This window comes from Acidithiobacillus sp. TH-A36 (assembly GCF_057473445.1).
This window is the reverse complement of record NZ_JBYCKP010000585.1, coordinates 1-2,415: the sequence shown is the minus strand read 5'-3', so window position 1 is coordinate 2,415 and position 2,415 is coordinate 1. Positions and strand designations below refer to the sequence as shown.

Here is a 2,415-nt window from a genome sequence, read left to right as displayed (position 1 = left end):
CCGTTTTTTCTGGTGTATTTTATTTCCGGTGTGGCGGAAACCAACCGCGCACCTTTTGACGTAGCGGAAGGCGAGTCGGAAATTGTCGCCGGTTTCCATGTGGAATATTCTGGAATGGCTTTCGCCCTGTTTTTCCTGGCGGAATATGCCAACATGATTTTTGTGTCGTTGTTGACGACGGTCCTGTTTCTGGGCGGTTGGTATGCACCCATCAACACACCATTATTGACCTGGATACCCGGCCTGGTCTGGTTGCTGCTCAAAACCGCTTTTCTGCTATATGTGTTTTTGTGGATTCGTGCAACATTCCCACGCTATCGCTATGACCAGATCATGCGCCTGGGCTGGAAAGTGTTCATTCCGGTAACCATTGCCTGGATTGTGGTAGTGGGTATTGCCCTGGAAACACCCATGCGTGCCATTCTGCGCTGAGGAGAACAATATGCAAATTCGCCCAAAGCAGTGGTTCAAGACTTTTTTCCTGACGGAAATGCTGCGCGGTATGCAGCTGACCGGCCGGTATTTTTTTGCCCGCAAAATTACCGTGCAGTATCCCGAAGAACAAACGCCCCAGTCTCCGCGTTTTCGGGGGCTGCATGCCCTGCGCCGTTATGAAAACGGTGAAGAACGCTGTATCGCCTGTAAATTATGTGAAGCCGTCTGTCCGGCATTGGCGATCACCATTGAAAGTGAGCAACGCAATGATGGAACCCGCCGCACCACCCGTTATGACATTGATCTGAGCAAGTGCATTTTTTGTGGTCTTTGTGAAGAATCCTGTCCGGTGGATTCCATTGTCGAAAGTCGGGTGTTGTCCTATCACGGCGAAATTCGTGGTGATCTGATTTATACCAAGGATATGCTCCTCGCCAATGGTGATCGTCTGGAAGCAGAATTGGCAGCGGATCGCGAAGCAGACCGCGCATATCGTTGACAGGAAAATAATCATTATGATCATAACCACTATTCTTTTTTACCTTTTTTCGGCGATATTGCTGGGTTCTGCGACAGCGGTAATCACGGCAAGAAATCCGGTATATGCGTCGCTTTTTCTGGTGCTGGCGTTTTTTAATGCCGCCGCCCTGTTCATTTTGCTGGGCGCAGAATTTTTGGGTCTGATCCTGATTCTGGTTTATGTGGGCGCGGTCATGGTGCTTTTCCTGTTTGTGGTGATGATGCTGGATATTAATTTGACCCGTCTCAAGGAAGGGTTTTTGAGTTACCTGCCGCTGGGGCTGGCCATTGCCATTCTGGGCGTGCTGGAACTGGCCGTGGTTTTCTGGACTTCGCCGTTGGGCCATATTCCTGCTCCCGGCCCTATTCCTGCCAATGCAGATAATACCCGCGCCCTGGGAGTATTGCTTTACACTCATTATTTATATCCCTTTGAAATTGCGGCGGTGATTTTGCTGGTTGCGATTATTGCGGCTATTGCCCTGACCTTGCGGCGTCGCCAGGGCACTAAAACCCAGAGTATTGATGCGCAAATGGCAGTGCGTGCCAAAGACCGCATCAGCCTGGTGAATTTGCGGGGGCCAGAACAATGATGATGGGTGGACAACCAACGCTCGCCGCTTATCTGATACTCGGGGCTATCCTGTTTTCCATCGGTGTGGTGGGGATTTTCCTGAACCGCAAAAACGTGATTATTTTGCTGATGGCCATTGAATTACTGCTGCTGGCAGTGAATATCAATCTGGTGGCCTTTTCCCGCTATCTGGGTAATCTCGAAGGGCAGGTTTTTGTTTTTTTCATCCTGACGGTAGCTGCTGCTGAAGCAGCCATTGGTCTGGCCATTCTGGTGGTTTACTTCCGGAACCGCCGGAGTATCAACGTAGAAGATATTGACGAGTTGAGAGGCTGATATGTGGGTTTTTGACTGGTTGAATGCCTTTCCGCCTCTCCTTGTGTACCTGATTATTCCGTTGGCACCGCTGGCCGGTTCTCTGGTGGCTGGTTTTGGCGGCTGGAAGCTGCAGGAACAAGCGCACTGGGCGCCCTTGACGGGGGTTACCGTCTCTTTTTATCTGGCCCTCGCGGTACTGTTTCAGACCCTGCATGGGGTCGATTTTTACGGCAATATCTATATATGGGCTGTGCTCGGCCATCTGCAAGTACCCATCGGGTTTGATGTGGACAGCCTGACCGCGCTGATGCTGGTGGTGGTTACTTTTGTGTCGCTTTGCGTGCATTTGTACACCATAGGCTACATGCATGGTGATCCTGGTTATGCCCGCTTTTTCAGTTATATTTCCCTGTTCACTTTCAGCATGATCATGCTGGTGATGAGCAACAATTTTCTCCAGTTGTTTTTTGGCTGGGAAGCGGTGGGTCTGGTTTCCTATCTGCTCATCGGTTTCTGGTTCCAGCGCGAAAGCGCCAATGTCGCCGCCCTGAAGGCATTTATTGTCAATC

The 2,415-nt window shown here is 50.6% G+C and carries 5 protein-coding genes; all 5 read left to right on the top strand.

Features of this window, described 5'->3' with window-relative positions; translation table 11 throughout:
- On the top strand, nt 1–432 hold a 432-nt coding region (locus AC2VLY_RS14805), incomplete at its 5' end, for a complex I subunit 1/NuoH family protein (protein ID WP_486892081.1).
- A gap of 10 nt (nt 433–442) precedes the next feature.
- Entirely contained in the window at nt 443–934 is a 492-nt protein-coding gene (gene nuoI, locus AC2VLY_RS14800) for an NADH-quinone oxidoreductase subunit NuoI (RefSeq protein WP_010641710.1), read from the top strand.
- Nucleotides 935–950: 16 nt separating this feature from the next.
- Nucleotides 951–1,547 carry an NADH-quinone oxidoreductase subunit J gene (locus tag AC2VLY_RS14795; protein WP_024893602.1) on the top strand — a complete coding sequence of 199 codons (597 nt, stop codon included), beginning with the start codon at nt 951–953 and terminating at the stop codon, nt 1,545–1,547.
- Nucleotides 1,547–1,864, top strand: coding sequence for an NADH-quinone oxidoreductase subunit NuoK (gene nuoK / locus AC2VLY_RS14790; protein ID WP_029316355.1), 318 nt, complete (start codon nt 1,547–1,549; stop codon nt 1,862–1,864). Before AC2VLY_RS14795 ends, nuoK begins: the two co-directional genes overlap by 1 nt.
- 1 nt (nt 1,865) lies before the next feature.
- A partial coding sequence (locus AC2VLY_RS14785) for a proton-conducting transporter transmembrane domain-containing protein (RefSeq protein ID WP_486892082.1) occupies nt 1,866–2,415 on the top strand: 550 nt, incomplete at its 3' end.

Bases quoted from the DNA above. Each gene is read 5' to 3' on its own strand.
- nuoI (WP_010641710.1), top strand. From the start codon at position 443: ATGCAAATTCGCCCAAAGCAGTGGTTCAAGACTTTTTTCCTGACGGAA.
- AC2VLY_RS14795 (WP_024893602.1), top strand. From the start codon at position 951: ATGATCATAACCACTATTCTTTTTTACCTTTTTTCGGCGATATTGCTG.
- nuoK (WP_029316355.1), top strand. From the start codon at position 1,547: ATGATGGGTGGACAACCAACGCTCGCCGCTTATCTGATACTCGGGGCT.